Annotated in this window: 23 protein-coding genes; 2 read left to right on the top strand and 21 right to left on the bottom strand. The window is 68.3% G+C overall.

Annotated elements, in window-relative coordinates; genetic code table 11:
• Nucleotides 1-86 precede the first annotated feature (86 nt).
• From rlmD to ACFFGH_RS07005, 3 genes are all read right to left on the bottom strand, one after another.
• Complete coding sequence (rlmD, locus tag ACFFGH_RS07015; protein ID WP_386666309.1) at nucleotides 87-1,418, bottom strand: 23S rRNA (uracil(1939)-C(5))-methyltransferase RlmD; 1,332 nt, start codon at nucleotides 1,416-1,418, stop codon at nucleotides 87-89.
• Nucleotides 1,419-1,635: 217 nt separating this feature from the next.
• On the bottom strand, nucleotides 1,636-2,253 hold the full coding sequence (locus tag ACFFGH_RS07010) for a DUF1318 domain-containing protein (protein WP_386666307.1): 618 nt from the start codon (nucleotides 2,251-2,253) through the stop codon (nucleotides 1,636-1,638).
• Nucleotides 2,254-2,301: 48 nt separating this feature from the next.
• Nucleotides 2,302-4,338, bottom strand: a complete 2,037-nt coding sequence (locus tag ACFFGH_RS07005; RefSeq protein ID WP_386666304.1) for an AsmA family protein — start codon at nucleotides 4,336-4,338, stop codon at nucleotides 2,302-2,304.
• A 33-nt stretch (nucleotides 4,339-4,371) separates the two neighbouring features.
• Between ACFFGH_RS07005 and ACFFGH_RS07000 the strand changes: the two genes are divergently transcribed.
• Nucleotides 4,372-5,112, top strand: coding sequence for a response regulator (locus ACFFGH_RS07000; protein ID WP_386666302.1), 741 nt, complete (start codon nucleotides 4,372-4,374; stop codon nucleotides 5,110-5,112).
• Here ACFFGH_RS07000 and recO read toward each other — a convergent pair.
• From recO to rpoE, 9 genes are all read right to left on the bottom strand, one after another.
• A complete protein-coding gene (recO, locus tag ACFFGH_RS06995; RefSeq protein ID WP_386666299.1) occupies nucleotides 5,100-5,843 on the bottom strand; it encodes a DNA repair protein RecO in 744 nt (247 codons plus the stop codon). The genes ACFFGH_RS07000 and recO overlap by 13 nt on opposite strands.
• 115 nt (nucleotides 5,844-5,958) lie before the next feature.
• A complete protein-coding gene (era, locus tag ACFFGH_RS06990) occupies nucleotides 5,959-6,855 on the bottom strand; it encodes a GTPase Era (RefSeq protein WP_386666297.1) in 897 nt (298 codons plus the stop codon).
• A gap of 55 nt (nucleotides 6,856-6,910) precedes the next feature.
• A complete protein-coding gene (rnc, locus tag ACFFGH_RS06985; protein WP_386666295.1) occupies nucleotides 6,911-7,585 on the bottom strand; it encodes a ribonuclease III in 675 nt (224 codons plus the stop codon).
• Nucleotides 7,586-7,636: 51 nt separating this feature from the next.
• Nucleotides 7,637-8,023 (bottom strand): DUF4845 domain-containing protein, encoded by a 387-nt coding sequence (locus tag ACFFGH_RS06980; RefSeq protein ID WP_386666293.1) that lies wholly within the window; start codon nucleotides 8,021-8,023, stop codon nucleotides 7,637-7,639.
• Nucleotides 8,024-8,071: 48 nt separating this feature from the next.
• Nucleotides 8,072-8,857, bottom strand: coding sequence for a signal peptidase I (gene lepB / locus ACFFGH_RS06975; protein WP_386666291.1), 786 nt, complete (start codon nucleotides 8,855-8,857; stop codon nucleotides 8,072-8,074).
• 155 nt (nucleotides 8,858-9,012) lie between these two features.
• Nucleotides 9,013-10,806 (bottom strand): translation elongation factor 4, encoded by a 1,794-nt coding sequence (gene lepA / locus ACFFGH_RS06970; protein WP_386666288.1) that lies wholly within the window; start codon nucleotides 10,804-10,806, stop codon nucleotides 9,013-9,015.
• Between the two features lie 102 nt (nucleotides 10,807-10,908).
• The gene (locus ACFFGH_RS06965) at nucleotides 10,909-12,432 is read right to left on the bottom strand and encodes a Do family serine endopeptidase (RefSeq protein ID WP_386666285.1); all 1,524 of its coding nucleotides are present in this window, start codon (nucleotides 12,430-12,432) and stop codon (nucleotides 10,909-10,911) included.
• Nucleotides 12,433-12,502: 70 nt separating this feature from the next.
• Complete coding sequence (locus ACFFGH_RS06960) at nucleotides 12,503-13,351, bottom strand: RseA family anti-sigma factor (RefSeq protein WP_386666283.1); 849 nt, start codon at nucleotides 13,349-13,351, stop codon at nucleotides 12,503-12,505.
• Between the two features lie 14 nt (nucleotides 13,352-13,365).
• On the bottom strand, nucleotides 13,366-14,016 hold the full coding sequence (gene rpoE / locus ACFFGH_RS06955) for an RNA polymerase sigma factor RpoE (RefSeq protein WP_386666280.1): 651 nt from the start codon (nucleotides 14,014-14,016) through the stop codon (nucleotides 13,366-13,368).
• Nucleotides 14,017-14,232: 216 nt separating this feature from the next.
• Here rpoE and ACFFGH_RS06950 point away from each other — a divergent pair, with 216 nt between their 5' ends.
• Nucleotides 14,233-16,302, top strand: coding sequence for a 3-hydroxyacyl-CoA dehydrogenase NAD-binding domain-containing protein (locus ACFFGH_RS06950; protein WP_386666278.1), 2,070 nt, complete (start codon nucleotides 14,233-14,235; stop codon nucleotides 16,300-16,302).
• 26 nt (nucleotides 16,303-16,328) lie between these two features.
• Here ACFFGH_RS06950 and ACFFGH_RS06945 read toward each other — a convergent pair whose 3' ends face one another.
• The 9 genes from ACFFGH_RS06945 to fabG all read right to left on the bottom strand — a co-directional run bounded on the left by ACFFGH_RS06945 (nucleotide 16,329) and on the right by fabG (nucleotide 24,410).
• Nucleotides 16,329-16,688: a PilZ domain-containing protein gene (locus ACFFGH_RS06945; protein ID WP_386666275.1), complete on the bottom strand. Its 360-nt coding sequence runs from the start codon at nucleotides 16,686-16,688 to the stop codon at nucleotides 16,329-16,331.
• A complete protein-coding gene (locus tag ACFFGH_RS06940) occupies nucleotides 16,685-17,665 on the bottom strand; it encodes a DNA polymerase III subunit delta' (RefSeq protein ID WP_386666273.1) in 981 nt (326 codons plus the stop codon). The genes ACFFGH_RS06945 and ACFFGH_RS06940 overlap by 4 nt, the downstream gene beginning before the upstream one ends.
• Nucleotides 17,662-18,315 (bottom strand): dTMP kinase, encoded by a 654-nt coding sequence (gene tmk, locus ACFFGH_RS06935; protein WP_386666271.1) that lies wholly within the window; start codon nucleotides 18,313-18,315, stop codon nucleotides 17,662-17,664. Before tmk ends, ACFFGH_RS06940 begins: the two co-directional genes overlap by 4 nt.
• Nucleotides 18,312-19,364, bottom strand: coding sequence for an endolytic transglycosylase MltG (mltG, locus tag ACFFGH_RS06930; protein ID WP_386666268.1), 1,053 nt, complete (start codon nucleotides 19,362-19,364; stop codon nucleotides 18,312-18,314). Before mltG ends, tmk begins: the two co-directional genes overlap by 4 nt.
• The gene (pabC, locus tag ACFFGH_RS06925) at nucleotides 19,361-20,215 is read right to left on the bottom strand and encodes an aminodeoxychorismate lyase (RefSeq protein ID WP_386666265.1); all 855 of its coding nucleotides are present in this window, start codon (nucleotides 20,213-20,215) and stop codon (nucleotides 19,361-19,363) included. The genes mltG and pabC overlap by 4 nt, the downstream gene beginning before the upstream one ends.
• Nucleotides 20,216-20,251: 36 nt before the next feature.
• Nucleotides 20,252-21,607 (bottom strand): aminodeoxychorismate synthase component I, encoded by a 1,356-nt coding sequence (locus ACFFGH_RS06920; protein WP_386666263.1) that lies wholly within the window; start codon nucleotides 21,605-21,607, stop codon nucleotides 20,252-20,254.
• Nucleotides 21,608-21,814: 207 nt separating this feature from the next.
• Nucleotides 21,815-23,068, bottom strand: coding sequence for a beta-ketoacyl-ACP synthase II (gene fabF, locus ACFFGH_RS06915; protein ID WP_386666260.1), 1,254 nt, complete (start codon nucleotides 23,066-23,068; stop codon nucleotides 21,815-21,817).
• 233 nt (nucleotides 23,069-23,301) lie between these two features.
• Nucleotides 23,302-23,541 (bottom strand): acyl carrier protein, encoded by a 240-nt coding sequence (gene acpP, locus ACFFGH_RS06910; protein ID WP_189452523.1) that lies wholly within the window; start codon nucleotides 23,539-23,541, stop codon nucleotides 23,302-23,304.
• Between the two features lie 125 nt (nucleotides 23,542-23,666).
• Complete coding sequence (gene fabG, locus ACFFGH_RS06905) at nucleotides 23,667-24,410, bottom strand: 3-oxoacyl-ACP reductase FabG (protein ID WP_386666257.1); 744 nt, start codon at nucleotides 24,408-24,410, stop codon at nucleotides 23,667-23,669.
• Between the last annotated feature and the right edge of the window lie 62 nt (nucleotides 24,411-24,472).

Here is a 24,472-nt window from a genome sequence, read left to right as displayed (position 1 = left end):
GTCCGTCGGCGATCCCGGGCAAAGCCCGCAAGCAGGTTACGTCGCGCGTGGCGACGCGTTGTACATCAACGTATGCGCGTCACCGCCTAGCGCGGCTCGAACATCGCAATGCTTTCCACGTGCCCGGTATGCGGGAACATGTCCATGACGCCCGCCGCGCGCAGCTTCCAGCGCTTCTCGTTGACGAGGTAGCCCGCATCACGCGCCAGCGATGCCGGATGGCAGCTCACATAGACGATGCGACTGAACTGCTTCAGCGGCAGGTGGGCCAGTACGAAATCCGCGCCCGAGCGCGGCGGATCGAGCAGCAGCCGGTCGAAACTCTCGCGCATCCATGGCTCGCCCGACAGATCCTTCGCCAGATCGGCCGCGTGGAATTTCGCATTCGCGATGCCGTTGTGTTCGGCGTTCTCGCGTGCGCGGCGCACGAGCCCCGCCTCACCTTCCACACCGACCACTTCGCGCACCTGTCGCGCAAGCGGCAAGGTGAAATTGCCCAGGCCCGCAAACAGGTCCAGCACCCGGTCATCCGGCTGCGGATCCAGCAGATCGATTGCCGATTGGATCATCCTGCCGTTGAGGCCGGCGTTGACCTGGATGAAATCGAGCGGGCGGAACAGGAACTCCAGATTCCACTGCGGCAGCGAAAACGAAAGCTTCGGCTCCGCCGGCCACAGCGCATGCACCGAATCGATGCCGCCCGGCTGCAGGAAGATCGCAAACCGGTGCTGCTGCGCGAACGCGATCAGCGCATCGCGATCGCTGTCCGACAGGGGCGACATGTGCCGGAACGTCAGCGCGACACCGCAGAACTCGGGCGTCGGATCGCCGGCGATGAACTCGATCTGCGGGATCTCGCGACGCGCCTGCAGCGAATCGACCAGTGCGGCAATCGCGTCGATCCGATCGCCAATGATCGGCAGCACGGTGTGGCACTGCGAGATCTCGGCGACAAAACGCGGATCGGTCTCGCGGAAGCCGACGAGCGTCTTGTCCTTCTTCTCGACGCGCCGCACCGAGAAACGGCCCTTGCGACGATAGCCCCAGCTCGCATCGACCAGCGGCGGCAGCACGCGTTCAGGCGACACATGGCCGATGCGTTCGAGGTTTTCCAGCAGCACGCGTTGCTTGGCGTGGATCTGCTTCGTCTCGTCGTAATGCTGCATCGCGCAGCCGCTGCAGACACCGAAGTGTGCGCATCGCGGATCGACGCGCTCCGGGGCCGCGTGCAGCACCTCGACCGTGCGCGCTTCATCGAAGCTGCGGTGGCGGCCGGTCTGCGTCGCCATGACGCGCTCGCCCGGCAATGCACCGGCCACGAACACGGCCTTGCCGTCGGGTCGCCGCGCAACGCCGCGGCCGTCATGGGTCAGGTCGGTGATCTCGACCTCGAAGGGAGTCTTGTCGATGCGGGCCATGGCGGCTGGCGTGAAACTCGAGGCCGCGCATTGTCGCAGATGCGCCTGTCCGCCGCGCCGCGACGGTGGCCGCGGGAACGGCAACGGCCGCAACTGCGGCCGCTCCGTTCATAGGGTTGGCAACCACGCCGGGGAAGCAGTGCGTTCGCCCTTGCGTGCCGCGGCGAGGCTGATCGCTTCGACGGCGCCCTGTGTCGTGCTCAGGTGCGGCGCGCCGTCACTTCTGCTTCCAATTGCCACCGCTCTGGTACCACCAGCCCGGTCGCGCGCTGTCGATCCACTGCCGTGCGAACACCTCGCGGATCTGGGCTTCCCACTCGGGATGGCCGTTCGCGACCGCCACTTCGCGGTAGACGGCCTTGCGATCGCGGTTGTCGTCGGCCACCGCATTACTGATCGCGACGCGATCCTTCAGCGGCAGCTTGCCGGCATCACGCACGACGATGGTGCCGTCGCCCGCAAATCCCAGCGCGCCCGCGTCAAAGCCCGCACGCAGCTGCGCGTCGAACCGCTCGGCCATGCGCGCCTGGATCGCCTGGATCGCCGGCGTCTTGATCGAAATGTCGGGCGATTGCGCATGCGCAGAGCCAACCCCGATCATCGCCCACAGGTCGACGCGCTGCGTGAGCTGCCGCACCTGCGCGATCGCGGCAGGCAGTGCCGATTCCAGCGAGGCACTCTGGCCGCCCGGGCCGCCCTCGGGGCGCGGCGCTTTCGACGCGTCCTCGCCAATCACGTTCTCGACGAACTCACGGGCGGCTTCCTTCGCTTCAGCCGCCGGGAAATACACATTGATTGTCACGCACGCGGTCAACATCACGGCCGCGACCGGCAATCCCATCCAACGAGTCATCGTTATCTCCCGAAAAGGCGCGCTGCGCCGTCAGTCCACTACCGGGCGCACGTCGCCCGAACCCGCCGCCGCAAGCCGCTCGACCAGCAGGGGCCAGTCGACGCGCCGGTTGAATCCGACCACGGTCAGCCGCGGCAGGCCTGCCCCCTGGACGATAATAAATCCGCGATCCGCTGAACCCAGCCCGTCCATCGTGCAGACCTCGTCGACGAGGCGGCAGCCGATAGCGATGCGCGAATAGCCGAAGTCGTCGAACAGGCCGATCACCTGTGATTGCAGGCTGCTCATCAGCGATGCGTCACCCACGCTCGACAGGTCCTGCACGGCGCGCTGGCTGATTCGCTGACGGACACCGCGCTTGGGATCGGTCTGCAGCCGCGCATCGAACGCGACCGGTTGCCAGTCGACGAGTCGAAGTCCCGCAACGCGACCATCGAGCCGGCCGGTGATGCTGCCGAACCCGAACACGCCGGTCAGCGCTTGCAGATCCAGATCATCGAGCGCGAGGTCGGCGGTCAGCGTCGGCGCGGTACCGAACGGCCGCTCCATCGACAGCGAGGACACATCGATGCGCCCATCGAACAACTGCATCGCCAGCCCGCCATCGAGCGTCAGTCGATCCTCGCGGTAATGCGCCTGCGGAATGCGGCCGCTGAGCTCGCCGCCGAACTCCGGCCAGCCCATGACCTTCGCAAGCTGCCGCACGTCCAGCCCGTCGAGCGCCAGACCGAACTTCACGTCGAAGCGGCTTTCGCCCGACGCCGGTCGAAGCTGCAGGCCTTCGAAGCGCGCGGTGCCATCCAGCAGCGGGATCACCAGGTCCTCGCGCAGCTGCAGGACGCCATCGGCACTGCGCCATGGCAGGCGCGCGGCACCGAACTCGATCCCGTACAGCGCCCCGCCGGCCCAGCGCAGATCGCTGGCCACCGGCGCGCCGGCGGAGAACTGCAGGTCGCCGTGCAGGTCATCGAACCGGAACCGCCCGCGCGGGTCGTCGGCGCCGGCATGTTCGAGCGAAAGCGTTGCCCGTTGCAATCCATTGCCGTTGGTTCCGAGCTGGGCGCTGGCGGCGCCGCGAAGTTGCAGCTCGCCCAACCCCGCCGCACCGAGCCACCCCGACAGGTAGTGCTCACCGAGCGCCTGCAGGCTCGGGCTGTCCACGGTCAGGTCCAGGACCTCGACGTCCTGCTCCGACCCGAGTGTGGCGCTGCCTGCGGCCTTCAGCACGCCGGGGTCATCCCACGAGAATGCCGGCAGCTGCCAACCGCCGGCGTCGCGCTGAACGGCGCGCATGTGAAGCGGCACGCGGCGCTCGCCGAGCGAGACATAGGTGCGACCGAACAGCAACTCGCCGCCGAGCAACTGACCGTCGAGATTGACCTCGTCGACCTCTCCGAACCGCGCATCGACATGCAGCCGCGCGCCGAGATTCTCTGCCGCGATCGCGCCGTCCGGAGTGTCGACGCCCGCTGCCTGCAGCTTCACCGGCCCTTCGATCTGAAGGCGGCCGCCCGCCGGGGCGCGGATCGCGAGCGAGGCATCCAGCGTTCCGCCGGTCAACCGCGCGTCAGCCCATGCCTGTGCAACCAGCGCCTGCGTCCAGGCCACCGGTACGCGCGCAAGATCGATCCGCGTGATGTCCGGCGACTGCGCCTCGCGATCCAGCCCGATTCGCGCCGCGCCACGTGTCAGCACCGCGTTCGTCTTCGCGTCGTCGAGGGTGAGCGAGAAACCGAACGGCGCCGAAGCGCCGCTGCGCAGCACGCCTTTGCATTGCCAGCGGTCGGCCGCGCGCGTCAGCGGACACTGCCAGTCGAGATCGCGAAAGCGGTAACCCAGGTCGGGCGCGTCGAGTGTCCCGGCTTGGATGCGCAGCTCGCCCTGCGACGCCCCGTCTTCCCACTCCAGCCGCACCCGCACCTTCCGCAGCGTCGCGACGGGAGTCGAGACACGCTCGATACGCGCAGTCGCGGTGCGTGCGTCCCCATTGCCGGGCAGCGCAGAAAGCAGTGCGCACGCCAGCACGAGCAGGGACCACGTCGGCAGGCGTACCATCGGGAGCGACATGGTCGAAGGATACGGCCGGGGAGGCCAACGTCGATGGAACCGATGCCGAACGTGCTACTGGTCGAGGACGACCCCATCAGCTGCAGCGTCCTGGGCGCGGCGCTGGAGCGCTGCAGCCTCAATGTCGAAACGGCCGGCTGCGTCCGCGACGCGCTCTACGTGGCCGCACGCGGTCGGCATGCGTTGTGGCTGATTGACGCCCACCTGCCCGACGGCTCGGGTATTGCACTGCTCGAGGCACTGCGGCGCATCGATGCCGATGCGGTCGCGATCGCACATACCGCATCGCAGGACCTAGCGCTGCATCGGTTGCTGCGCGCGGCCGGGTTTGCCGAGGTACTGGTCAAGCCGTTGGCATCCGCGACCCTTGCGGCAGCGCTGGCTCTCTGGTTGCCGGTCACCCAACTCCGGGCGGTGCCCGTAGATGACGTACTGCCAACGCGGGGCGCGCCCGAAGCACAGGTATGGGACGACGAGGCCGCGCTGCGCGCGATGGCCGGTAACGCGACCCACGTAGCTGCGCTGCGGGCGCTGTTCCTGGCGGAACTGCCGGCCGTGCTGCAACGGGTGACCTCGGCCGTGGTCACGTCCGACGGATCGGCGCTGCACGCGGAGCTGCACCGCCTGCACGCGAGCTGTGGCTTCGTCGGCGCGGCTGCACTTGCAGTGGCCGCGCACGAGCTCGGAATGCGGGCTGATGCTGCATCGCTCGCTCGCTTCGAGCGTGCATTTCACGCCCTCCTGGCAACCGTGCGGGACGCTCAGTCCGCCTGAGGCGGCGCGGCGCGGCCCACGCGCGACATCTCGCCGATCAGCTCCCACGAGCGCAGCCCACGCGGCCCGAGGTGGTGTGAAATCACTTCGCGCATCGGGCGTCGCAGGCTCGCGAGGTCTTCCGGCGACGGCGCCGTGTCCGCAGCCAGCGCAAGCAAGGCGCGCCCGGTCGCCGCGTGGCTGCGGTCGCCGTGCCCGCGGTCGCTGAGCACGCGCTGCGGGCCCTCTTCGGGGTCGATCCGGTAGCGCGCCGCCGGGTTAACCGGGCCGTGCGCGTCGTGGCCCCAGTCCAGCCCCACGCCGAGCACGTCGAGCAGATCGCGCTCGAAGCGCCGCAGCGTCCATGCCAGCGACTCACCCGCGCGCAGGCGCTCGCGCGCCGCGGCGTAGGCTCCATACAACTCCGGCTGCGGGTCGCCGCGGGGCGAAAGGCGCAGCGTGAGTTCGTTGAGGTAGAACGCGGCGAGCATCGCATCCCCGGTGAGCCGCGGCGCCGCGTCCAGTGCTTCGGCCGAGACCAGCCGCGCCAGCTCGCCTCGGTGTACTGCGTCGAAGCGGATCCACTGCAGCGGCTGTAGCGCCGCGCGCAGCACGTGCCGCTTCGGTCCTTGGACGCCGCGCGCAACGATGCCCATGCGGCCGTGCTGCTCGCTCAGCACTTCGACCAGCAGGCTGGTCTCGCGCCACGGGCGCGTGTGCAGGACGAACGCGGGCTCGGCGGTCAGGCGCATCGTCGACGCGGTTTCGAGCTGCGAACCGGGCCTCCCGCGCGACGGAGGTGCAACATTCCGACCGGCGCTAACGCCACGCTAGGAACGTCCGCGGCCGGTGACGGGCCGGGGCCGGTCAGTCGTGATAGCCGAACGCACGCAGCGCAGCCTCGTCGTCCGACCAGCCTTCGCGTACCCGCACCCAGGTTTCGAGAAACACCTTCGCACCGAACAGCCGCTCCATCTGCAGGCGCGCCGATGATCCGATCTCGCGCAGGCGCTCGCCGCCCTTGCCGATCACGATCGCCTTCTGCCCATCGCGCTCGACCCAGATCACCGCACCGATGCGCAGCAGCGCGCCGTCGACGACGAAGCGCTCGATCTCGACCGTCGTCGCGTACGGCAGCTCCTCTCCAAGCTGGCGCATCAGCTGTTCACGCACGAGCTCGCCAGCCAGGAAGCGCTGGCTCTTGTCGGTGATCTCGTCTTCCTCGTACAACGCCGGCTGCTCGGGCACCAGCGCGAGCACGTCCTTGACCAGCGCTTCCAGGCCCTTGCGCTTGAGCGCGGAGATCGGATGCACCGCCGCGAATTCGCGCCCTTCGCTGACCTGCGCCAGGTACGGCAGCAGCGCGGCCTTGTCTTTGACCCGGTCCACCTGGTTGACCACGAGCACGACAGGCACGCCAACGCTGCGAAGCGCGCCGAACGCAAGCGCGTCCTCGTCGTCCCACTGCCCGGCGCGCACGACCAGCATTGCGGCGTCGACGCCTTCGATCGCACCGCGAGCCGCGCGGTTCATCCAGCGGTTCATCGCGCGCTTCTGCTCGCGGTGAATGCCGGGGGTATCGACCAGCAACAGCTGGCCCTCGGGAAACGTCGCAATGCCCAGCAGCTGATGGCGCGTGGTCTGCGGGCGGTTGGATGTGATGCTGACCTTCGCGCCGACGAGCGCGTTGACCAGGGTGGATTTGCCGACGTTGGGTCGGCCGATGACGGCGACGTGGCCGGCTCGGTGCGGGGCATTAGTCATCGGGGGATTGTCCGCGTGCAGCGCGAACGAGGCAAACCGCGACGGCCAGCCGGCTTCAGGCCTTGCCCGGGCGCTGCTCGAGTACCACGAGCGCCGCCTCGGCCGCCATCTGCTCGGCGGCGCGACGGGAACTGCCCTCGCCTTCGGTCACCAGCGAAGGCTCCGGCAGCACGCAGCTGACGTGGAAGATCTTCGCGTGCTCCTCGCCGGACTCCGACAGCAGCGTGTACGTCGGTAGGGGCTTCTGCCGCCCCTGCAGCCATTCCTGCAGGCGCGTCTTCGCGTCCTTGCCGACTTTATGAGGCGGCGGCAGCGCGTCCAGCGACGGCTCGAACCAGGGCAGCACCGCGCCGCGGCATGCCTCGAATCCGGCATCCAGGTAGATCGCCGCGACCACGGCCTCGAGCGCGTCGGCGAGGATCGAGTCGCGCCGGTGGCCACCGGACTTCATCTCGCCCGGCCCAAGCGTCAGGCGGGATCCGAGGTCTAGCGCGCGGGCGATCGGTGCAAGCGCGGACTCACGCACAAGCTCCGCGCGGGCCCGCGTCAGCGCGCCCTCGTCCGCCTGGGGCCAACGCGCGAACAGCGCCTCGGCCATGAACAGATTGACCAGCGAATCGCCGAGGAATTCGAGGCGTTCGTTATGCGGCGTGCCCGCACTGCGGTGGCGCAGCGACTGTGCCAGCAGTGCCGGGTCGCGGAAGCGGTGGCCGCCGATGCTGTCGGGCACCGGCCGGTTCGAGTCACGTCCGTTCAAGCAGCGCCCACCGGCCCCGGCAGATCAGTACGCGCCGGCGTCGCGTGCGCGGCGCACTTCCTGCTCGGTCTGGAAGCGGCCGACCACGTCGAGGTTCGCGATCAGCGGCTTGCGGACCTCGTAGTCGACCGTGATGAGGTATCCGGCATCCTTGCGCGAGATCTTCACGTGTTCCGGCTTCACGCTCTCGGAGTAGCTAACGTACAAGCGACGGAAGAACAGATCCTTGATGCGCGCCGGATCCTGAGTGGTGATCCCCGGCTCATTCGCAACTGCCTTGAGCGACTGCTTGACCGTATGGAATTCCGAGTACATCGGAATCAGCTTCATGCCCATGTAGGCGAACACGCCTACGACCGCCAGGACCAGGATGAACCCGATCAGGGTCATGCCCCCTTGGTTACGCTTCATCTGACCACTCCCCCAAAACGGACCCCAGGAATTGCGCAGCCGGCAGGCTTACTCGATCGGGCTGCCGATGCGCGAGAACTCGATGCCGCCGTCGATGTTCATCCAGATCAGAAACGCCTTCCCGCGCAGGTTCTTCTCCGGCAGGAAGCCCCAGTATCGGCTGTCCTCGCTGTTGTCGCGGTTGTCGCCCATCACGAAATAGTGACCGGCCGGCACGACCCACTCGCCCTCGCCCTGGTCCATGAACGGCAGATCGTTGCGCTCGAGCACCCGGTGCGGGCGGCCCGGCAGTTCTTCCTGCAACTCATCGGCGCCGGTCATCTCGGTGCCGTTGCCGTGACCTTCATAGGCGCCGATCGGCGTGTACGGCACCGGTTCGCCGTTGAGGTAGACCTGGTTGTCGCGGTACGCGACCTGGTCGCCCGGCAGCCCGACGACGCGCTTGATCCAGTCCTGGTCGGGATGGTGCGGCGGGCGGAACACCACGACGTCGCCGCGCTCGGGCTCGCCGAGCGTGACGAACTTGCGGTTCGTGACCGGCAGGCGCAGGCCGTAGGTGAACTTGTTGACGAGGATGAAATCGCCCGTCAGCAGCGTGGGCATCATCGAGTTCGACGGGATGCGGAACGGCTCGGCGACGAAGCTGCGCAGCACGAGCACTACCAGCAGCACCGGGAAGAACGCCTTCGAATAATCGACGACGACCGGCTCCTTGCCTTCGTCGAGCAGGCCCGAAGCCGCAGTGCGGCGCTTTTCGAAGTAGAGCTTGTCGAGCAGCCAGACGATGCCGGTAAAGACCGTCAGCACGACCAGGGCGATTTCAAACCAACGCATCTTGTTTCCTTGAAGTGCGAGTGCAGTCCAGGAAGGCCGCGACCGCCCATGCGCGGGTTACGGTGGCATCGGCCCGCAGGCTCGCAACCGCATCTCCAGCCCGGCAATCACCGCCGCAGTTGCGGCGCGCGGTCGACCTCCCCGTCCGCTCCGCGTTACTTGTTGTCCATCTGCAGCACGGCCATGAACGCCTCCTGCGGAATCTCGACGCTACCGACCTGCTTCATCCGCTTCTTGCCCTCTTTCTGCTTCTCGAGGAGCTTCTTCTTGCGCGAGATGTCGCCGCCGTAGCACTTGGCCAGCACGTTCTTGCGCATCGCCTTGACGGTGGATCGCGCGATGACCTGCGAGCCGATCGCGGCCTGGATCGCCACGTCGAACATCTGGCGCGGGATCAGGTCTTTCATCTTCTCGCACAGGTCGCGGCCACGGCGGTCGGCGTGGCTGCGGTGACAGATGATGCTGAGCGCGTCGACCTTGTCGCCGTTGATCAGCGTGTCCACGCGCACGAACGGGCCTTCCTGGAAGCGCACGAACTGGTAGTCCAGTGACGCGTAGCCGCGGCTGACCGACTTGAGCTTGTCGAAGAAGTCGAGCACCACCTCGGCCATCGGCAGCTCATAGCTGATCTGCACCTGCTGGCCCATGTAGGTGATGCCGATCTGCGAGCCGCGCTTTTCCTCGCACAGGGTGATCACGTTGCCGACGTAGTCCGGCGGGGTGAGGATGTTCGCGCGGATGATCGGCTCGCGCACTTCCTCGACCATGTTCACCGGCGGCAGCTTCGCCGGGTTGTCCATGGAGACGATCGTGCCGTCGGTCTTGAGCACCTCGTAGACCACCGTCGGCGCGGTGCTGATGAGGTTGAGGTTGTACTCGCGCTCGAGGCGCTCCTGCACGATCTCCATGTGCAGCATGCCGAGGAAGCCGCAGCGGAAACCGAAGCCCATCGCCTCGGAGCTTTCAGGCTCGAAGCGCAGCGCGGCGTCGTTGAGGCGCAGCTTGTCGAGCGCCTCGCGCAGGTCCGGGTAGTCCTCGGCATCGACCGGGAACAGGCCGGCGAACACGCGCGGCTGCATTTCCTGGAAGCCGGGCAGCGGCTTTGCTGCCGGGTCACCCGCGAGGGTGAGCGTGTCGCCGACCGGCGCGCCGTGCACGTCCTTGATCGCCGCGTGGATCCAGCCCACCTCGCCTGCGCGCAGCGCCGGCAGGTCCTTGCGCTTCGGGGTGAATACGCCGACCTTGTCGACCTGGTGCGAGCGGCCGGTCGACATCACCAGCAGCTTGTCGCCGGGCTTGATCTCGCCCTGCATCACGCGCACGAGGCTCACCACGCCGAGGTAGTTGTCGAACCAGGAGTCGATGATCAGCGCCTGCAGCTTGTCGGTGTCGCGCGGCTTCGGCGGCGGAATACGATGCACGATCGCTTCGAGCACGTCGACGACGTTGAGGCCGGTCTTGGCGCTGATCGCCACGGCGTCCTCGGCGTCGATGCCGATCACCGCCTCGATCTCGGCCTTCGCGCGCTCGATGTCGGCGGTCGGCAGGTCGATCTTGTTGAGCACGGGCACGACTTCCAGACCCTGCTCGACTGCGGTGTAGCAGTTCGCGACGGACTGGGCCTCGACGCCCTGTGCCGCGTCCACCACCAGCAGCGCGCCTTCGCACGCGGCCAGCGAGCGGCTGACCTCGTAGCTGAAGTCAACGTGGCCGGGGGTGTCGATGAAGTTCAGGAAATAGGTCTGCCCGTCCTTCGCCTTGTACGGCAGCGAAACGGATTGGGCCTTGATCGTGATGCCGCGCTCGCGCTCGATCGGATTCGAGTCGAGCACCTGCGCTTCCATCTCGCGGGCTTCGAGGCCACCGCACAGCTGGATGATGCGGTCAGCGAGCGTCGACTTGCCGTGGTCGACGTGGGCGATGATGGAAAAATTACGGATCTGCTGCATCGGGGCGGCGCTGGCTCGCGAATCGGGCGTAAAACAGCTCGGAAGTATCGCACAGCCCACGGCCCCGCCTGCGCCCCCGGAAGGACGCAGGCGGATCGGCGATCAGCCGCGCCCTGCGGTCAGCGTGACCCACTGCGTATTGGGGCCACGACGGACGAGCAGCATCACCGTTTGCCCGTCGGTGACCGAACCGAGCGCACGGCCGAGCTCGGCGGCCGAGCCGATCTGGGTGCGGTTGACGCGCAGGATCACATCGCGAGGCTGCAGCCCTGCGTCGCGCGCGGCCGCGCCATCGACGCGGGCGATCACGACGCCCTGTCCCGGCTCCACGCCCAGGCTCTGCCGTTCGGCCGCACTGAGGTCGCGCGCGGCGAGCCCGAGCGCGTTAGACGCCGCGGCGGGCGGCGCGCCGGCCGGCGCTGGAGCGGCGCCGGCGGCGGCCGATGCCGGACCTTCGAGCGCATCGAGCACGACCGGGATGTCGCGATTGCGGCCGTTGCGCGAGACCGTCACCGTCGCGCGTGTGCCGGGCGGCAACAGGCCCACCAGCGGCGGCAGGTCGCTCGACACGTCGACGGGCTTGCCGTTGACCGCGCGGATCACGTCACCCACTTCGATGCCGGCCTTGTCGGCGGCGCTGCCGGGCTGGACGGCGTTTACCAGCGCGCCGCTCACGTCGGGCAGGCCGAGCGCACGTGCCTCGTTGGCACTCAGCGCCTGAACACCGACGCCGAGCAGGCCGCGGCTCACGCGCCCGGTTTCGCGCAGCTGCTGCACCGCGTTCATCGCGACGTCGATCGGAATCGCGAAGCTCACGCCCATGTAGCCGCCGGAGTTCGAGAAGATCTGCGAGTTGATGCCGACCACCTCGCCTTTGGTGTTCAGTAGCGGGCCGCCCGAGTTGCCGCGGTTGATCGCGACGTCGGTCTGGATGAACGGGACGTACTGCTGGTTCGCGTACGGATTCGCGCGGCCGACCGCGCTGACGATGCCCGCGGTGACCGAATGTTCGAGTCCGAACGGCGAGCCGATCGCGACCACCCATTCACCGGCCTTGAGCGGCTTGGCGCTGGTGCGCAGCGCGGGCAGGCCCTTGCCCTCGACCTTCAGCAGCGCGACGTCGGACTGCTCGTCGCTGCCGACGACCTTGGCCTTGAACTCGCGGCGGTCGCCGAGGCGCACGGTGACGGTGTCGGCGCCATCGATGACGTGGTGGTTCGTCAGCACATAGCCGTCGTCGGAGATCAAAAAGCCGGTGCCCTGCGAAACGCCGCGCGGACGCGGACCCGGCGGGCCCTGCTGCGGGCCCGGCATCGGAAACTCGTCGCCAAAGAAGCGACGGAAGAACTCAGGGATCTCCTCGCCGCCCGGGCCTTGCGGGCCACGGCCCTGCATGGCGTTGCGTCCGCTGACTTCGGCGGAAATGCTGACCACCGCAGGCCCGACCTGCTGGACGAGGTTCGTGAAGTCGGGAAGCCCGGTCACCATCGGCACGGCCGGTGGTGCGGTGGACGGCACCGGCGGCAGCGCCGCGGCGCGGGATTCGGGGGACTGCGCCGTGCAGGCGACGGGCAGCGCAGCGGCGATCGCGCCGACGAGGGCAAGGGCGCGCAGCGGTCGGTTCATGGAATCGGCCTCCGGAAGGGATACGGGATTGTGGACAGGCGCCGCCAAAGCGGCGCGTGACGGCATGGGCTCAGGGCTGGCGCACCGGAGCCACGACAGGTTCGGCCGGTTCCTGCGGCTCGAACGGATAGAACGAACGCGAGCCCGTGGCTTGCGCACCGAAGCTGGCAGTCAATGCGCCGGCCGCCTGCGAATTCGGCAGCACCGCACGCGGCCACGGCCGCGTCGCGATCTCATCGCTCGGGCGGAACGGGTCCGGCGTGGCCTCGGCAACGGCCACACGTGGCAAGTCGTTGACCTCGTCCAACCCGGCGGCGCGCTGCTGCACGCTGCGGGCGATGCGAGTAGTAGATTGGCGCGCGGCGAGTTCCGTGGCGCGCGAACGCAGCGGCCGCATGGGCGTAGAGGGCTCAGCGACCGCTTGGGGCGCTACCCGCGGCTCGTCGTCGGGCACGGCCGCGATCTGCGGCGCTGCCTCGTCAACGACCGGCGCAGCCACCGCGATGGCCGGCGCTGCGCCCTGCCCCGCGGGAACGGTCTGCGCTACCGGCATCTGCGCCCCGGGCGCGATCGACGGCGGGCGGGTCACGAATACGGCCACCAACGCCATCGAGGCCGCAAGCGCACTGCCGAGCCAGAGGCGGCTGCGGCCGCGCGGCTGCACGCGTGGTATGGGCGACAGATCGGGCACGAACACCGGCGTCGGCTCCTGCGCGACGGCCGCGGTCACCCGCGCTGCGAAACCCGCAGGCGCGGCCGCAGTCGCCTGGCCACGAAGCGCATCGCCAATCAGTTGCCAGCGACCGCAGGCCTGCTGCCACTCGCTGTCGTGGCCAAGCCGCTTTCGCGTAAAGCGCGCGGCGTCGCCGTCGAGCTCCCCGTCGAACAGGGCGCTGAGGTCTTCGAGATCGTCGGGCATCGGACGGTCGGACATCATGGGCGGGCTCGCTCCCGGGTGGTCTTGTCGAGCAGCGGTTCAAGCTGCACGTCGATCGCTTCACGTGCACGGAAGATGCGCGAGCGGACGGTGCCGATCGGACAGGCCATGCGCTCGGCGATCTCGTCGTAGCTCAGCCCGTCCATTTCGCGCAGCGTGATCGCCGTGCGCAGTTCTTCCGGCAGTGCTTCGACCGCACGCATCACCGTGCGTTCGATTTCCTGCCTGAGCAGTTCATGCTCGGGTGTGTCGGTAACGCGCAGGCGTGCGCCGGTGTCGAACTGTTCGGCGTCCGACGCATCGATGTCGTCGGTCGGCGGCCTGCGGTTCTGGGAAACGAGATGGTTTTTGGCAGTGTTCACGGCAATCCGGTGCAGCCATGTATAGAACTGGGCATCGCCCCGGAAATTGCCCAGCGCGCGGTAGGCGCGGATGAACGTTTCCTGCGCGACGTCCTGGCATTCGCTCCAGTCGGGGATGTAACGCCCGATCAGCGAGGTGATCCGATGCTGGTACTTGCGCACCAACGCATCGAACGCCGTGCTGTCGCCGCGCTGCACGCGCCTGACCAGCTCGTGGTCGAACTCCGTTTCTGAGGTCGGCCCACCCGTAGGCGGCGTTCCTGGGGACGACGATTTAACGGCCATGCCGCGCCGGCACTCCTGTCAGCTCAGCCTTGGCCGAGCAATGGGACAAGCCTGTGGAAGAAAAGTTCAATCGAACTGGAATTGGAGTTCGAACCGGCCCCGCACAACCGCCAGACGCCGCGTCCGGCGCGTCGCCACGTGTCCGCGCGAATTGACGCCGGTGAAACAACATCGGGATGATAGCGGCTTGTTCCATACCTGAACGGATGGTGCGGCATGGTCGCTGGCGCCCAAGGGCTTGCGAGTTTCGATGGTCTGCGCATGCAGCACTGGCGGTTGCAGCCGCGAGAGGACGGCGTGCTGGTGCTGTCGCTCGACCGCGCCGGCGAGGCCGTCAACGCGCTGTCGCAGGACGTTCTGATCGAGCTCGACGGACTGCTGGAGCGACTCGCGTTCGACCCGCCGAAGGGGCTGGTGATCGCCTCCGCCAAGCGCAGCGGCTTCATCGCCGGCGCGGACATCAAGGAGTTCCAGGCGTTCGATCGCAATGGCACCGTGGCGGATGCGATCCGCCGGGGCCAGTCGGTGTTCCAGAAGCTCGCCGAGTTGACCTTCCCCACCGTCGCTGCGATCCACGGCTTCTGCATGGGCGGCGGCACCGAGCTGGCGCTCGCCTGCCGCTACCGCATCGCAAGCCGCGACGGCTCCACCCGCATTGGACTGCCCGAGGTGAAGCTCGGCATCTACCCGGGTTGGGGTGGCAGCGTGCGCCTGCCGCGGCTCGTGGGTGCGCCGGCCGCGTTCGATCTCATGCTGACCGGAAGGTCGCTTTCGGCAACGGCCGCGCGCGGCATGGGGCTGGTCGACAAGCTTGCCGAACCGGCGCTGCTGATCGACGAGGCGGCGAAGCTAGCGCTTCGCGGTGCGCAGCGCCCGCTCCAGCAGCGTGCGATGGGCTGGATCACCAACACCTGGCCCGCACGGCAGGTGCTTGCACCGATGCTGACCAAGCAGGTGTCCCGCAAGGCCAGGCGCGAGCACTACCCCGCGCCATTCGCGCTGATCAACACCTGGCAGCGCAGCGGCGGCGGCATCCGCCGGCGGCTCGACGCCGAGCGCCGATCGGTGGTCAAGCTGGCCTCCACCCCGACCGCCCGCAACCTGATCCGCGTGTTTTTCCTGCAGGAACGGCTCAAGTCACAGGGCGGTGGCGAGCACGGCGTCACCCACGTGCACGTGGTCGGCGCAGGCGTAATGGGCGGTGATATCGCGGCCTGGTCCGCGTACAAGGGCTTCGAGGTGACGTTGCAGGACCGCGAGCAGCGCTTTATCGACGGCGCCCTCGAGCGCGCGCAGAAGCTCTTCGCGAAGAAGGTGAAGGTCGACGCGAAGCGGCCGGCGGTCGCCGCGCGACTGAAGGGTGACGTCGAAGGAAACGGCGTGGCCGATGCCGACCTCGTCATCGAGGCGATCATCGAAAACCCCCAGGCGAAGCGCGAGCTCTATGCCGCGATCGAACCACGCCTGAAGCCCGATGCACTGCTGACATCCAACACCTCATCGATTCCGCTGACCGAACTGCGCGAAGGCATCGCACGGCCGGCGCAGTTCGCGGGTCTGCACTATTTCAATCCGGTCGCGCTGATGCCGCTGGTCGAGATCGTGCGCCATGACTCCATGTCCGCGCAGACCGAGCAGCGGCTCGCGGCGTTCTGCAAAGCAATCGACAAGCTTCCGGTGCCGGTGGCCGGCACGCCGGGCTTCCTGGTCAACCGGGTGCTGTTCCCGTACCTGCTGGAAGCGGTGACCGCGTACTCGGAGGGCGTCCCCGGCCCGGCGATCGACAAGGCCGGCGTGAAGTTCGGCATGCCGATGGGGCCGATCGAACTGGTCGATACCGTGGGCCTCGATGTCGCGTCCGGCGTGGGCAACGAGCTGGCCCCGTTCCTTGGCCTGACCGTGCCGGCCGCGCTCGCGGCCAAGGCCGAGCCGGGCCGCCGAGGCAAGAAGGACGGCCAGGGGCTGTACAAGTGGGAGGACGGAAAGCCGGTCAAGCCCGAGCTGCCTGAGGGTTACCAGGCTCCGGCCGACCTCGAGGACCGTCTGATCCTGCCGCTGCTCAACGAAGCGGTGGCCTGCCTGCACGACGGCGTGGTCAGCGACGCGGACCTGCTCGACGCCGGTGTGATCTTCGGCACCGGCTTTGCGCCGTTCAGGGGCGGGCCGATCCAGTACATCCGCGAGACCGGCGCCGACGCGGTGCTTGAACGACTGCGCCAATTGCAGACCCGCCATGGCGACCGCTTCGCTCCGAGGCCGGGCTGGGACTCACCGGCGCTGCGCTGACACCGCAGCCCGGGGCGGCCGGCGGGCTACATCGTGAACGTCGAGCGGTCCGAGCCCAGCTGTCCCGCGAGGAGGGTCTCGATCTTGCCCCTGACCTGCTCGCCCTCGGGGGTTTCGGGAAACTGCACGCCGATGCCCGCGGGGCGGTTGCCCTGCGCGCCGGCAGGCGTCACCCAGACGACCTTGCCGGCAATCGGCAGGCGCTCGTTCGACTCGGGCAGCGTCAGCAGCAGGAACACCTCGTCGCCGAGGAAGTAGCGCTTCGGCGTCTGCACGAAGATGCCGCCGCTCTTGATGTACGGCATGTACGCGCTGTAGAGCGCCGCCTTGTCCTTGATCGCCAGATTCAGGATGCCCTGACGCGCCCCACCGCCTGTCGCGCTCATCGCCGTCGTCCTCCAGCGGCCGCGCCGCCCGTCTCATGCCGACCGACGCTCGTGCGCCAGGCCATCAGTAATTCCACCACGGCCAGATCGGCACGGACAGTGGTCCTCAGCAGGTCGCGCGTCCGATTGGCCCGGTCGAACCAGTCCCCCAGACTGCGCACGCGCCCCGGCTCGGTCAAGCGTGCGGCCTCGACCACAGCCAGGTCAGCGGCGTGGCCGAGCCTCGACGCCGCATGTTCGTCCGCGACCCAACGCTGCGCGGTCTCGACGACGCCAACCTGCCCGCGAGCAACCTGCTCGAGGTCCTGCGCAACCTGACGCCGCAGTGCCAGGCCCTCGCCCTCCAGCCATTCGCGGGCCAGACCGGGATGACCGCGAGCGGCATCGAGCGCTTCGATCGCCGTGTCCTCGGAATGGCCGGCGTCGCGCAGCCACTGCAGCGCCTCAGTTCGGCCGGGCACGGCAAAGGCCACCCGCTGGCACCGACTGCGGATGGTGGCCGGCAACCTCGCCGGGTGGGCCGTGATCAGCCACAGGTAGCGGCCGGCCACCGGCTCTTCCAGTGTCTTGAGCAGCGCGTTGCATGCCGCGTTGTTGATCGCATCGGCCGGATCGATGATCGCGACCTGCGCGCCGCCGTACTGCGGCGTGAGCGAGAGCTGTTCGGACAGGCGCCGGATCTGTTCGATCACGATTTCCGTGCGCAGGCGCGTGCCTTCCTTGTTCGGCACGAACGAGATCCGATGGAAGTCCGGGTGCGTGCCGGCCGCGAGCAGCAGGCAGCCCCGGCATCGTCCGCAGGGCTCACCGCCCGACGGGCGCTCGCACAGCAGGCGCTGCGCCAGGCGTTCGGCAACCGCGGCCTTGCCGAGGCGCGCCGGGCCCGAGAACAGCAGCCCGTGGCCGAGCCGACCCGCGTCGGCCGACGCGACCAGCTGGTCATAAACGCGTTGCTGCCAAGGCGCGAATACGGTCATCGCTGCGTCCCGCGGTGCGCGTGCAGCAGTGCCACCGCGCGTGCAGCGACGTCCTCGGCCGGCGCTGCGGCGTCGATCACGCGGAAGCGGTCGGCGTGGAGACCTGCGCGCTGGAGGTAGGCCTCGCGGACGGTCTCGAAGAACTCCTCGCGCTCGGTTTCGATCCGATCCGGCTGGCCTCGGCCGCGAACACGTGCATGGCCGACCGCGACCGGCAGGTCGAGCAGCAGCGTCAGGCCCGGCTCGATGCCGACAACGCACCGTTCGAGCTCGGCGATCAGAGCCCGGTCGCCACCGCGCGCAGCGCCCTGGTAGACATGGCTGGCATCGGTGAACCGGTCGCTGATCACCCAGGCGCCGCGCTGCAGTGCCGGCAGGATGACGGTGTCGACCAGCTGGGCGCGCGCAGCGAACATCAGCAGCAGCTCGGCCTGCGGTACCGGCGCATCGCCCGTGGTGTCCAGCAGCAGGCCGCGGACGCGCTCGGCGAGCGGCGAGCCACCCGGCTCGCGCGTGCATACGACCTCTTCGCCCGCCTGCTCCAGCGCGCCGCGCAGCGCGGCAAGGACGGTCGACTTGCCCGCACCCTCGCCGCCCTCGAGGCTGACGAAGCGAGGGTGCCGCACCAGGCCGGTGCCAGCTGCCGTCACTGAGCCGCCTTGCGCGCCGCGCGGTAGTTGCGCAGGTAGCGTGCGACATTGGCCTCGTGCTCTGCGAGCGTGCGCGCGAACAGGTGGCGCCCGCTGCCATCGCCGACGGCGACGAAATACAGCGCCTCCCCGTCGGCCGGCTGCGCGACCGCGTCCAGCGCGTCCACGCCGGGCATTGCGATCGGGGTCGGCGGCAGGCCTGCACGCGTGTAGGTGTTGTACGGCGTGTCCGCGAGCAGATCGCGCTTGCGGATGTTGCCGTCGTAGTTCGCGCCCAAGCCATAGATCACCGTCGGATCGGTCTGCAGTCGCATGCCGATGCGCAGGCGCCGCTCGAACAGGCCCGCGATCTGCGGACGCTCCTCGGCCACGCCGGTTTCCTTCTCGACGATCGAGGCGAGCACCAGCATTTCCTCGGGCGTCTTCAGCACGCTGTCGGGGCTGCGGCGACGCCATGCGTTGGCGAGCGCCTTGTCCATGGCGTCGTATGCGCGCCGCAACACGTCCAGGTCACTGTCGCCTGGCGTGTACAGGTAGGTCTCCGGCAGGAAACGGCCTTCGGGATGCTGGCCCGCATGCCCGAGCTTCTTCATGAGTTCGGCATCACTGAGCTTTGCCGTTTCCTGCTCCAGCGGCTCGGCACGGGCCAGCGCGGCACGCAGCTCGCGGATGTTCCAGCCCTCGACGATCGTGAACCGCTTCTGCACGACTCGTCCGTCGCGTATCGCGGTCAGCAATTCGCGCGGCGTCATGCCGGGATCGAGGTTGTACTGGCCGACCTGCAGGCGCCCTGCCGCGCCCATCTGCTTGGCGAGCGCGCTCCACTCGAACGATTGCCCGTCCTCGACGCCGATCTCTCGCAGCTTGCGCAGCACGACGGGCAGCGAGTCACCGCGCTCCACCAGCAGCGTCTCGCCGGCTTCGATCCCCGAAAGCGGGGCGTCGGCGAAACCGGTGTAGCGCTCCCAGGCCCAGAATCCTGCGCCCGCCAGGGCCAGCAACACGATCAGAAAAAACCCGCCGAAGCGGGACTTGCGATTACGGGTCACGGCAACTCCAGGGCGAACGCGGGATGCTCGGCTGCAAGGCGGCGCTGCAGCGCCTGCACCTGGGGGTGCGGCGGCCACCCGCGGCCACCAAGCCGGGCGACCGCGAGGATACCGCGCACGGCATTGCACACGAAGACCGCTTCGGCGGCCTCGACCTCGCCGACCGACAGCCGCACCTCGTGCACGCCGAGCTGCGCAATCGCCCAAGCCCTGCAAACGCCCGCCACGCCGCAGCGGTCGACGGCCGGCGTCTTCCAGCGTCCGTCGTGCAGGACGAACACGTTCGCGGCCGTCGCACACACGACGTCGCCTTCAATGCTTCGCAGCAGCCCTTCGTGGATTGACGGGTCGACCCACTCCGAACGCGCGAGCACCTGCTCGAGCCGATTGCAGTGCTTGATCCCGGCAAGCGCCGGTTGTACTCCGAGGTGCAGATCGCACCAGCGCAGGGTGATGCCCTCTTCAGGGGGTGCGGGCGGCAATGGATGCCACGCCAGTGCCCACGTCGGAACCGGCTCGGCAGGCAGCGCGTAACCCCGCCCCCCGCTGCCGCGCGTGACCACAAGCTTGAGCACACCGTCCCGACCGTCGAGCAGCCGACGCGCATCGGCGTGCACCACGTCCTGCGACGGCAGCGGAATCCGCAGGCGATCCGCGCCGAGGCGCAGCCGTGCCCAGTGGGCCTGCCACCACGGCACGTCGCCCGCGTGCGCGCGCATCGTTTCGAACAGGCCGTCGCCGTACGCGACTCCGCGATCGTCCGCTGCAAATGCCGGCTCGCGCCCGATGTCGCGATGCACGATCACCGGCGGGGCGAAGCCTCGATCGCCTGCGCCCGGCGGCAGCGTCATCGCCGCGAGGCCCGTGATGCGGGTACGGCTCCGGGATCAGCCGAGGGCACGCAGCATTCCGCGTGCTTTCGCGCGCGTTTCCTCGAGTTCGCGCTGCGGATCGGAGTCGGCAACGATGCCCGCCCCGGTCCGGAAACGCAGGCTGCAGCCTTCGAGCGTCGCGCTGCGGATCAGGATGTTGAGGTCCATGTCGCCATTGCGGCCCAGCCAGCCCATCGCGCCGGTGTAGATGCCGCGCGGCTCGGCCTCGAGCTCGGCGATGATCTGCATGCACCGCACCTTCGGGCAGCCGGTGATCGTTCCGCCCGGGAAAAGCGCGCGAATCACCTCACCCGGCGTCACTCCCGCGCGCAGGCGTCCGCGCACGTTGCTGACGATGTGGTGCACGTGGGCGTAGCTCTCGACGGTCATCAGTTCGTCGACCTCGACGCTGCCCGGGGTGCAGACGCGCCCGAGGTCGTTGCGCTCCAGATCGATCAGCATCACGTGCTCGGCGCGCTCCTTCGGGTGCCCGACGAGCTCGCTGATGCGCAGACGGTCGTCATCACCCGAGAGCCGCGGCCGCGTGCCCGCGATCGGGCGCGTTTCGATCATATCGCCGACTACCGAGACGAGCCGCTCCGGGGACGCACTGACCACCGCCCAGTCTTCACCGGAAAAAATGCCTGCGAATGGTGCGGGGTTGTGCTCGCGCAGGCGCTGAAAGAGCGCCGCCGGCTCGGGCGCCTCGCCGAAGCGCGCATGCCAGCCTCGCGAGAGATTGACCTGGAACACGTCGCCGGCCGCCAGATACTCGAGCACGCGCGCAACGCCGTCGGTGAACCGCTCGGCCGGCGCCTCGTCCAGCGACAGCGGGGGCGTCCACGCCGCGGGCGCCGGCAGCGAGCTCAGGCCACCCAAGTCGCTGACGATCGTTTCGAACCAATCCGCCGCGCCGTCTTCCGCGACCGCCAGGCACATGCCGGTGGACCGGTCCCGAAGCACGGCCGCTGCGCAGCGCAGCGCCAGTGCGCGCGGCACCCCGCCGGCTCCATCGGGCAACTGCAGCACCGGCTCCACCTCGGCTGCCAGCTCGTAGCCGAGCAATAGGGCCCACCCGCCTATAAACGGCACGCTCTCACTTCCATCGCTCGGCCCGGAGTTGGCGGCCTGCTTCCATGCTGCGTCGAGCGCGGGCAGGAAGCCGCCCTCAAGGACGGCGCCAACGTGATCGCGCACGACGCCATCGGCTCCAAACCTGATCGACTCGCCGTTCGTAACCAGGAGCAGGTCCCAGCGCCCCTGTGGCGTGCCGGACGCTGTGGACTCGAGCAGCACGGGGTAACGCGCAGGCGACAGTCGATGCAGATCGAGCAGGTCGAAGGCAACCGGCAGGGAGCGGATCAGGGGCATCGACGCATTGTCATACAGGTCCGGGGGCTCCGAAGGTACGGCTGATCACCCGCGAGCCCACCATCGTGACCGCTCGCCGCCGCGACGGAGCGCGAGCAGATCGTGTCCCATCGTGCCGACTGCCGGCGGAGCGCAAACCAATGAGATATACGCCCACGTGGCGAACCTGCGGCAGCGTCGGCCACCGCAGGGCGCGGATGCAGCGCATCAGAGGCGGCGGAACACCAGCGTGCCGTTCGTGCCGCCGAAGCCGAAGCCGTTCGAGACGGCCACGTCGACCTTCGCTTCGCGCGCGGTATTCGGCACGTAGTCGAGGTCGCAGCCTTCGCCGGGCTCTTCAAGGTTGATCGTCGGCGGAATGATGCCGGTGTGCAGCGCCAGAACCGAAAACACCGCTTCGGCGCCGCCAGCGGCGCCCAGCAGGTGGCCGGTCATCGATTTCGTCGAACTGACCATGGTGCGGTAGGCGTGCTCGCCCAGCGCGCGCTTCATCGCGATCGTCTCCGCGAGATCGCCCAGCGGCGTGGATGTGCCGTGCGCGTTGACGTAACCGACCTGTTCGGGATTGAGGCCCGCGTCGCGCAGCGCCAGCGTCATGCAGCGCGCGGCGCCCTCGCCTTCGTCGTGCGGCGCGGTCATGTGGAACGCGTCGGAGGTCGAGCCGAAGCCCGCGAGCTCGCAGTAGATGCGAGCACCGCGCTTCTTCGCGTACTCGTATTCCTCGAGGATCAGGATGCCCGCGCCGTCACCGAGCACGAAGCCGTCGCGCTGCTTGTCCCACGGACGCGACGCACGCGTGGGTTCGTCGTTGCGCGTGCTCATCGCCTTCATCGAGCAGAACCCGCCGACGGACGTCGGCGACGAACCACGCTCGGCGCCGCCCGCGATCATCACGTCGGCGTCGCCGTACTGGATCATGCGCATGGCCATGCCCAGCGAATGGTTCGACGTCGCGCAGGCGGACACCGCCGAGAAATTCGGGCCCTTCGCGCCGGTCAACAGCGAGATCTGCCCCGGCAGCATGTTGATGATCGTGCTGGGCACATAGAAGGGCGAGATCCTGCGCGGCCCGCCCTCGTTGAACTTCACCGTCTGCTCCTCGATGCCGAGGATGCCGCCGATGCCGGAGCCGACCAGCGCACCCACGCGCTCGGCATTGGACTCGTCGATCGTCAGGCCCGCATCCTTCAGCGCCATCACCGCGGCGGCGATGCCGTAATGGATGAAGGGGTCCATCTTCTTCGCGTCCTTCGCGCTCACCCATTGGCTCGCGTCGAAGCCCCGCACTTCACCCGCGATGCGCGTGCTGAAGTTCGTCGCATCGAAATGCGTGATCGGCCCGATGCCGGAACGGCCGTTGACGATGCCATCCCAGCTGCTGCTGACATCATTGCCCAGCGGCGACACCAGGCCGAGACCGGTGACGACGACACGGCGGGAGTTGGCCGGACGGTGGGACATGGAGGACTCCGTTTGCAGCGTGGTGCTGGTAGGCAGCACCCGGATTCATGCACGCCGGCACAAGGCCAGCGGACGGGTATGCAATACATCGGGCTTTCAGCGCGGGCCGCCTATGCGTAGCGCAGTGCGCAGCACGGCCGATCGCGGTGGGCTCGCAACGACGCGGGGCCGCATAGCGGCCCCGGTCTGAACTTCAAGCGCACAAGCGCTGTTGCGCTCGAAGGCGACGCGGATTACGACTTGACGTGCGCCTTCACGTAATCGATCGCCTGCTGCACCGAGGTGATCTTCTCGGCTTCCTCGTCCGGGATCTCGCACTCGAACTCTTCCTCGAGCGCCATCACCAGTTCGACGGTATCGAGCGAATCGGCGCCGAGATCATCGACGAACGAAGCGTTGTTGGTGACGTCCTCTTCCTTGACGCCAAGCTGTTCGACCACGATCTTCTTGACGCGTTCTTCGATGCTGCTCATGGATGTTCTCTCCTCCCGGACGGGAATGTTCGACGGAATAGTCTAATGGAACACGGGCGTTCGCAAGAACACCCGCCTACCGGCGCCCACGGCATCGTGGCTCGAGCATAGGCGCCGAATTTCTGTTACGGCATGTACATGCCGCCGTTGACGTGCAGCGTCTCGCCGGTGATGTACGTCGCGGACGGCCCCGCGAGGAACGCCACCGCGCGGGCGATGTCGGCGGGTTCGCCGAAGCGGCCCAGTGCGATCTGGCCGAGCATCGCGTTCTTCGCGTCCTCGGGCAGTGAGCGCGTCATGTCGGTATCGATGAAGCCCGGCGCGACGACGTTCACGGTCACGCCGCGCGAGCCGATCTCCTTTGCCAGCGACTTGCTGAAGGCGATGATGCCGGCCTTTGCGGCGGCGTAGTTCGCCTGCCCTGCGTTACCCGTCACGCCGATCACCGATGCGATGTTGATGATGCGGCCCTTGCGCGCCTTCATCATCGAACGCATCACCGCCTTGCTCGTGCGGAAGACGCTGGTGAGGTTGGTATCGATGATCGCCTGCCAGTCCTCGTCCTTCATGCGCATCAGCAGGTTGTCGCGCGTGATGCCGGCGTTGTTGACGAGGACCGAGATCGAGCCGAACTCCTTGCTGATCGACTCGATCAACGCATCGATCGACTGCGCGTTCGCGACATCGAGTACGCGGCCGTGCCCGCCCTGAGCAGCCAGCCGCTCACCGATCGCGGCGGCACCGTTCTCGCTGGTCGCCGTGCCGATGACGGTGGCGCCCTGTGATGCGAGCTCATCGGCGATCGCCGCGCCAATGCCGCGACTGGCGCCGGTCACGAGTGCGATTTCACCGTGCAGTGTCTTTTCCATGGCAACTTCCTTCTAGAGGCAGCAGTGCGAAACGCACTGCTGCTTGCAATGACTGGTCAACG

The sequence above is a fragment of the Lysobacter korlensis genome (assembly GCF_042434515.1).
This window is presented reverse-complemented; position numbering and strand designations above follow the sequence as displayed.

Coding starts and splice junctions, on each gene's coding strand:
- ACFFGH_RS06940 (WP_386666273.1), bottom strand. CDS start 17,665: ATGACCGTATTCGCGCCTTGGCAGCAACGCGTTTATGACCAGCTGGTC.
- rpoE (WP_386666280.1), bottom strand. CDS start 14,016: ATGGCCGTTAAATCGTCGTCCCCAGGAACGCCGCCTACGGGTGGGCCG.
- ACFFGH_RS06920 (WP_386666263.1), bottom strand. CDS start 21,607: ATGCCCCTGATCCGCTCCCTGCCGGTTGCCTTCGACCTGCTCGATCTG.
- ACFFGH_RS06950 (WP_386666278.1), top strand. CDS start 14,233: ATGGTCGCTGGCGCCCAAGGGCTTGCGAGTTTCGATGGTCTGCGCATG.
- rlmD (WP_386666309.1), bottom strand. CDS start 1,418: ATGGCCCGCATCGACAAGACTCCCTTCGAGGTCGAGATCACCGACCTG.
- ACFFGH_RS07000 (WP_386666302.1), top strand. CDS start 4,372: ATGGAACCGATGCCGAACGTGCTACTGGTCGAGGACGACCCCATCAGC.
- lepB (WP_386666291.1), bottom strand. CDS start 8,857: ATGCGTTGGTTTGAAATCGCCCTGGTCGTGCTGACGGTCTTTACCGGC.
- ACFFGH_RS06980 (WP_386666293.1), bottom strand. CDS start 8,023: ATGAAGCGTAACCAAGGGGGCATGACCCTGATCGGGTTCATCCTGGTC.
- era (WP_386666297.1), bottom strand. CDS start 6,855: ATGACTAATGCCCCGCACCGAGCCGGCCACGTCGCCGTCATCGGCCGA.
- lepA (WP_386666288.1), bottom strand. CDS start 10,806: ATGCAGCAGATCCGTAATTTTTCCATCATCGCCCACGTCGACCACGGC.
- ACFFGH_RS06960 (WP_386666283.1), bottom strand. CDS start 13,351: ATGCCCGACGATCTCGAAGACCTCAGCGCCCTGTTCGACGGGGAGCTC.
- ACFFGH_RS06945 (WP_386666275.1), bottom strand. CDS start 16,688: ATGAGCGCGACAGGCGGTGGGGCGCGTCAGGGCATCCTGAATCTGGCG.
- fabF (WP_386666260.1), bottom strand. CDS start 23,068: ATGTCCCACCGTCCGGCCAACTCCCGCCGTGTCGTCGTCACCGGTCTC.
- acpP (WP_189452523.1), bottom strand. CDS start 23,541: ATGAGCAGCATCGAAGAACGCGTCAAGAAGATCGTGGTCGAACAGCTT.
- fabG (WP_386666257.1), bottom strand. CDS start 24,410: ATGGAAAAGACACTGCACGGTGAAATCGCACTCGTGACCGGCGCCAGT.
- pabC (WP_386666265.1), bottom strand. CDS start 20,215: ATGACGCTGCCGCCGGGCGCAGGCGATCGAGGCTTCGCCCCGCCGGTG.
- recO (WP_386666299.1), bottom strand. CDS start 5,843: ATGCGCCTGACCGCCGAGCCCGCGTTCGTCCTGCACACGCGCCCGTGG.
- ACFFGH_RS07005 (WP_386666304.1), bottom strand. CDS start 4,338: ATGTCGCTCCCGATGGTACGCCTGCCGACGTGGTCCCTGCTCGTGCTG.
- ACFFGH_RS06965 (WP_386666285.1), bottom strand. CDS start 12,432: ATGAACCGACCGCTGCGCGCCCTTGCCCTCGTCGGCGCGATCGCCGCT.